Below are 5,646 nucleotides of genomic sequence, written 5' to 3'. Positions count from 1 at the left end.
GAGCCAGCATCGCCTCCGCAAGGACTTCGCTTTCCTCGTTGCGCCCTAGGTCGTGGTAGAGCATGATCGTGTAGTTGAGTGCCGCAAAGCGCCGCTCGGGGTCGGCGATGCGCTGCCAGCTCGTCGCCACACGCTCCGCATGAGCCACGGCGCGACGGTGATGGCCACGGACAAAGGCGAAGCTGAGAAACCCACTCAGACCATCCCAGAAGGCGTTGCTGTTTTGTTCGTGCTCCCAGCCGTAGTTCAGAGCAAGTGCCAGGTTCTCCAGCTCGGGCTCCAGGGGGTCAAAGAGGCGCACATCGTCTTCCGTGGCCTGTGCCGCCAGATGCAGAAAATAGGCGCTATGGCGTGGAGTCAGTGCCTCTTTTTCAGTACATCCCTCTGTGGCGAACTGGCGTAGGGTCTCTAAAAAGCCAAAACGCATCATCCCGGTTCGCTCGTCCTCGCGCAACGTGATCAGGGAGCGATGGGCAAGCTCATCCAGAAACAGCTCGGTCTGTGGGCACTGCGTCACCGCCTCCGCCGCCTCACTCGTCCAGCCGCCCTGAAAGACTGAGAGAGCATAGAAGAAAGCGCACAGTGTGGGCTCCAGCAGATCCACACTACTCTGGATCACGGCGCGCAGCGACTTATGACGATCCGGTAGGCCGCGCTGGTTGGTGGTGAGCGTGAGAATACTCGCGTCGAGCGCCGCCGCAATCTGGATCGGGGTCTGGGTGCGGATGCGTGCGGCGGCAAGCTCCAGTGCCAGCGGCATGCCTTCGAGCTTCTGACAGATCGTAATCAGTGCCTCGGTGTGGCGCGGCGTAAGAATAAAGTCCGGGCGAACGTGCCGAGCCCGATCACAAAAGAGTGCGACCGCAGGGAACTCCAGCAGCCGCTCTGGTGTAGCGCTCGCCAGAGGCAGCTCCAGGGGCTCCAGCGCTATAACTCGCTCTCCCAAGACTCCTAAAGGCTGCCGACTGGTGATCAAAAGCCGCAGCTCGGGTGCCTGCTCTAAAAGCCGTACTGCCAGCGCCGCGACGCCGCCCTCTAGGTGCTCCGCATTGTCTAAGAGTAGCAAGAACGGCCCACGCCGCGCCAGAAGTGTCCCGAGAGCCTCACTCGGATCGCCTTCTCCGGGGGCGGCCACGCCCAGTACACGCAGCACAAACTCTGCCAGCCTCGTCTCCTCATTGCGGCTGAGATCGGCAAGGGGAACAAAAGCGCTTGGGAGTGCAAGCTGCCGGGCGGTCTCAATGGCAAGGCGGCTCTTGCCCATGCCCCCCAAGCCTATCAGCGAGACGAGGCGATCCTCGGTGAGCGCCTCGGCAAGTGCCTCACGCTCCGTCTCCCGCCCGAAAAAGTGTGTGAGCACAACCGGCAGGTGTCGCTCGACAGAGGCAGTGCTCTCGGAAACCGTCAGCACAATCGCCTCACTTTGAGGCGCGGGCAAGGTTTCCCGAAGTGCTTCGAGCCGCTCGCGCTCCGTGAGAATCCACTCGTCGTAGAAGCCGGGCAAGAGTGGGCCGTACGAACAAAGCTGCGCCGCCTCGTCTCGTGCCCCCCGTTTTAGTGCCGCTGCAAAGGCCGACACATCGCACCAGACACTCTCGCTCCGCAAACGCACATAGCCCGCACGGCTCGCATCCAGAACCGAGCCTGGTGGCGTTCCCGGCGGCTCCAGCTGATGACGCAGGGAAGTCAGGGAGACCCGCAGACGGTTTGCCGTGATCTGAGGGTCTTCGTCGGGCCAGAGAGCCTCTAGAAGTGCTTCACGCGGACAGTCCCGCCCCAGATGCAAACACAGATAGGCCAACAGTGCCGCCACACGCTGGGAGCGAAAACGTCGAACCTCGGTGCCTTCTGGCGTGCAGAGACGCGGGCCATCAAAGAGTGCAATCCGCCAGATAGGTTCCACAGGGCAATATTCTTCGCAGGGATTGTGCCTTCCTGCGTAGAAAGTTTCCCTATGCAATACAACGCACTGGGGAAGACGGGCCTCTCGATCTCCGCGCTGGGCTTTGGAGCCGCGCCGCTTGGGGGATCGTACGGACTTGTGACGCAAGCCAATGCCACGCAGGCCGTTCGGGTAGCGCTGGAGCTAGGAATCAATTTCTTCGACACCAGCCCCTGGTACCAGGCATCCGAGGACGTTCTGGGCGAGGCTCTGGTCGGTGTCGCGCGGGAGAGCTATGTTCTGTGCACCAAGCTAGGCCGCTATCCAGATGCACAGAAGCCCGCCGGGCACTTTGACTTCTCGGCGGCCCGCGTGCGCCAGAGCATTGATAACAGCCTGCGCCGCCTCAAGACCGACCAGCTCGATATCGCGCTCTGCCATGATATTGAGTTTGCGGAGGATTTCTCGCAGGTTCTAGAGGAAACGCTACCCACGCTGCGCGAGTGCGTCGCTGCGGGAAAAGTGCGCTTTGTGGGCGTGAGTGGACTACCACTGGCGATCTATCCCAAAGTGCTAGAGAGTACAAGTTTAGATGTTATCTTAAGCTACTGCCACTCTTCACTTAACGACAATAGCCTCTGGGACTTAATCCCTTACTTAAACGAAAAATCCGTCGGAGTAATCGGCGCGTCGCCGCTGGCGATGGGCCTGCTCTCGGATACCGGGCCACAGCCCTGGCACCCGGCTCCCGAAGCGCTCCGGCTCGCTTGCCTGGAGGCGCTGGCTTGGTGCAAAGCGAACGGTTTCTCACTGGCCGAGCTGGCCGTGGCTTGGACACTGCAAAATGCGCCCGTCGCCACCACACTGGTCGGGATGTCTAGTGAGGCGCAAGTCCGGCAAAATACCACCGTTGTGGGAACTCTCCCCGATCCTCAGGCCATTGAAGCGATCCAAGCGATCCTTGCCCCCGTCCAGCGCCTCACCTGGCCCAGTGGGACGTTTCATTAACGTCAGCGTCATGACCAAAGAGAGCTGGTTCTTCGAGCTGCTAGGGGGCGTGAGTGTGCGTAGCGACTCGCGCCAGCTTGAGGATCTCGTGGGCAAGAAACCTGGTGCTCTACTGGCCCTACTCGCTCTCTCACCAGGCCGCACCCGGCCCCGCGAGGAAGTCATAGATCTCATCTGGCCCGAGGTGGACTTTGACAATGCCCGTAACCGCTTCAAGCAGACTCTCGCCGCACTCCGCAAGCAGCTAGAGCCTGCTGGGGTTGCGCCGGGAAGTGTGCTGATCGCGGATCGGAGCCAAGTGGGAATTACGGCAGAGCATAAAAGCGATGTGGCCGAGTTCCAGCAGAGCCTCCGCAGTGCCGCTGTCGCCACCGAGCCAGTTGCCCGTGCCCAGCACTTGCGCACCGCCCTGGCACTCTACAAAGGCGAGTTCGCGCCAGGCTTCTACTTGGACGTACTCCTCACCGAGCGCGAGCGGCTCAATGCCCTGGCACAGAGCGCACGAGAGCGGCTCGCCGAGCTGGAGGGCATACAGCCCACCGAGGTCGCTCTGCCCGATGTAGTAGCTCCCGCGGTCTCACTGCACCCCACCAATGCCTTCTTTGGCAGACGGGCCGAGCGCGATCACTTGGCATTTCTTCTCATGGAGCACCGCCTCGTGACGCTTCTGGGGCCGGGTGGTACAGGCAAGACGCGCCTGACACAAGAGCTACAAGCGGCAACACCACGCTCGCATTTCGTCAGCCTGAGCACACTACGAAGCGGTGCGAGCATCCCCGATGCCATTGTCAGCGCCCTCGCTCTGCCGAACTCCACCGAGCCTGCGCTGGAGCGCCTGAAGTCCGCGCTTACGGATACGCTGCTGGTGCTGGATAACTTCGAGCAGCTCGTTGCCACTGGCGGCCCCGAAGCGCTCAGTGCCTTGCTGAAGGCTATCCCGACCCTGCGCCTGCTGGTCACCTCCCGCCTCAAACTCAATCTCGCCGCCGAGCAAGTCTTCCCTCTTTCGCCGCTGCCCGAGGGTGATGCTTTGGCGCTGTTTTGCGACCGCGCCCGCCTCGCCCACCCTCACTTTGCACTGACCGACGAAAATGAAGAAGCGGTAACGGAGCTATGCAAACGCCTGGATGGCCTGCCGCTCGCCATCGAGCTGGCGGCAGCGCGTGCGGCGATCCTCACCCCGCAGCAGATACTCGAAAGGCTCTCGCGTCGCTTTGATCTGCTGGCCGACAAGCGCCGTGACCGAGAAGAGCGCCACACCAGCCTGCGAGCCGCCCTCGACTGGGGCTGGGGCCTGCTCGCCCCCGATGTCCAGCACTTCTTCACCCAGCTCTGCATCTTCCGAGGAAGCTTCAGCTTAGAGGCCACCGAGATCATCACCGGGGAGTTTCTCGCCATAGACTATCTCCAAAGCCTCACCGATGGCTCGTTTCTGGTCATGGAAGTTGGGGGCAAGCGCTTTCGCCTGCTAGAAACCCTGCGCGAGTACGGGCTCGAAAAACTCAGCAAAGATGTTAGAGAAGTGCTAGGGCGGGCGCACATGGATTATTTTTTTGCTCGTGTGACGGAGTGGCGGACCTTGCTTAGCAGCGAAGCATTTATGGAGACGATGGAGATCATCAAGCAAGAGCATGAAAATATTCTTGCTGCACTAGACAAGGGCTTTATTATCGCTCCAGAAGACGCAGCATCCTCGTGTCATAAACTTTATTTTTTCTGGGAATGTGCCCATTGGACATGGAGCGCCTTGCCCTACTTGTATCAGGCACTTGAGATAATGAACAGGCGTGGAACTGATGAAGAGATACTTGCACGACTACACAGAGCTTTAGGAAATCTACACAGCTTTCAGAATGAGTATGATCTCGCTCTCCCTTTCAGACAGCTCGAATATTCCTACCGTTCCCGGCAGTGGGCAGAGTATCAAGAATCAGAACAAAAAGATGAAGTGACTCTTCAATTTCGCCAGCGTCAGCTTGCAGCATCACTCCATAATCTGGGATTGCAGTTCTGCTATGAACATCGGTATGACGAGGCAGAGCCTTACTTCCAAGAAGCTCGAAAAATCAATCATATCCCTATCACGGGAAATATAGAATGGCTAGCACTAAACTATCATTCATTGTCAAATATTTACACTCAAAAAGGATTAAGAGAAAAAGAAAAAGAGAAGAGAGTAATTTTTTTCGAACAATCACTAATTTATTCAGAAGAGGGAACGATTCATTGCCGTCATGCCAAGCAAGATTTCCGTCTTTGTTTACTACTGCATGCGCGAGCCTATATCCTTCCCTTAATAGACAGAACAGAAGATTCCTTTCCTCTAATCGAAGAAGGTCTTTCTCTTGCATGTCGTGTCAATAATAGATTTTTCATTGTCTGTTTTCTTTTTTGTTATTATAAGTATGCTCTGTTTGAGAAGCGATATGAAGAAGCCGCCCAGTTTCAGGGAGCAGCATATAGTCTTCATAAGCAATGGGAAATCAACATTGACAAAGATGACAGTCACCTGCGCCCTCAAGTGAACCTACCAGAGATTCTCGGCACGGCTCGCTACGAGCTGCTCTACGAGGCGGGGGCACAAGCGTCGCTGGAGGCTCTCCAAACTCTCGCGGCGGGTTTCCATACGCCCGCCCTGCGGCAGAAACAAGCCCACTAGAAAACGAACTTCTTTCTCTCGCAAATCTCGTGGTGAGCCCTGGACGGTAAACCTCCGGGCTCACCCAGAGGGTCCCCGGCGTCGTGCCTCCGCCGCC

General features: G+C 58.3%; 3 protein-coding genes. 2 read left to right on the top strand and 1 reads right to left on the bottom strand.

Annotation, left to right across the window (positions count from 1 at the left end; translation table 11 throughout):
* The coding region (locus RMO15_RS12760) for a winged helix-turn-helix domain-containing protein (RefSeq protein ID WP_309713006.1) at nt 1-1,903 on the bottom strand (1,903 nt) is incomplete at its 3' end.
* A gap of 51 nt (nt 1,904-1,954) precedes the next feature.
* On the opposite strand from RMO15_RS12760, the gene RMO15_RS12755 reads away from it, so the two are divergent.
* Both RMO15_RS12755 and RMO15_RS12750 read left to right on the top strand, forming a co-directional pair.
* Nucleotides 1,955-2,890 (top strand): aldo/keto reductase, encoded by a 936-nt coding sequence (locus RMO15_RS12755; RefSeq protein WP_309713003.1) that lies wholly within the window; start codon nt 1,955-1,957, stop codon nt 2,888-2,890.
* Nucleotides 2,891-2,900: 10 nt separating this feature from the next.
* Nucleotides 2,901-5,549, top strand: coding sequence for a BTAD domain-containing putative transcriptional regulator (locus tag RMO15_RS12750; protein ID WP_309713000.1), 2,649 nt, complete (start codon nt 2,901-2,903; stop codon nt 5,547-5,549).
* Nucleotides 5,550-5,646: the final 97 nt, after the last annotated feature.

The organism is Armatimonas sp., from assembly GCF_031410135.1.
Taxonomy (GTDB): Bacteria; Armatimonadota; Armatimonadia; order Armatimonadales; family Armatimonadaceae; genus Armatimonas.
The sequence above is the reverse complement of the archived record's forward strand: the minus strand, read 5'-3'. Positions and strand labels throughout refer to the sequence as shown.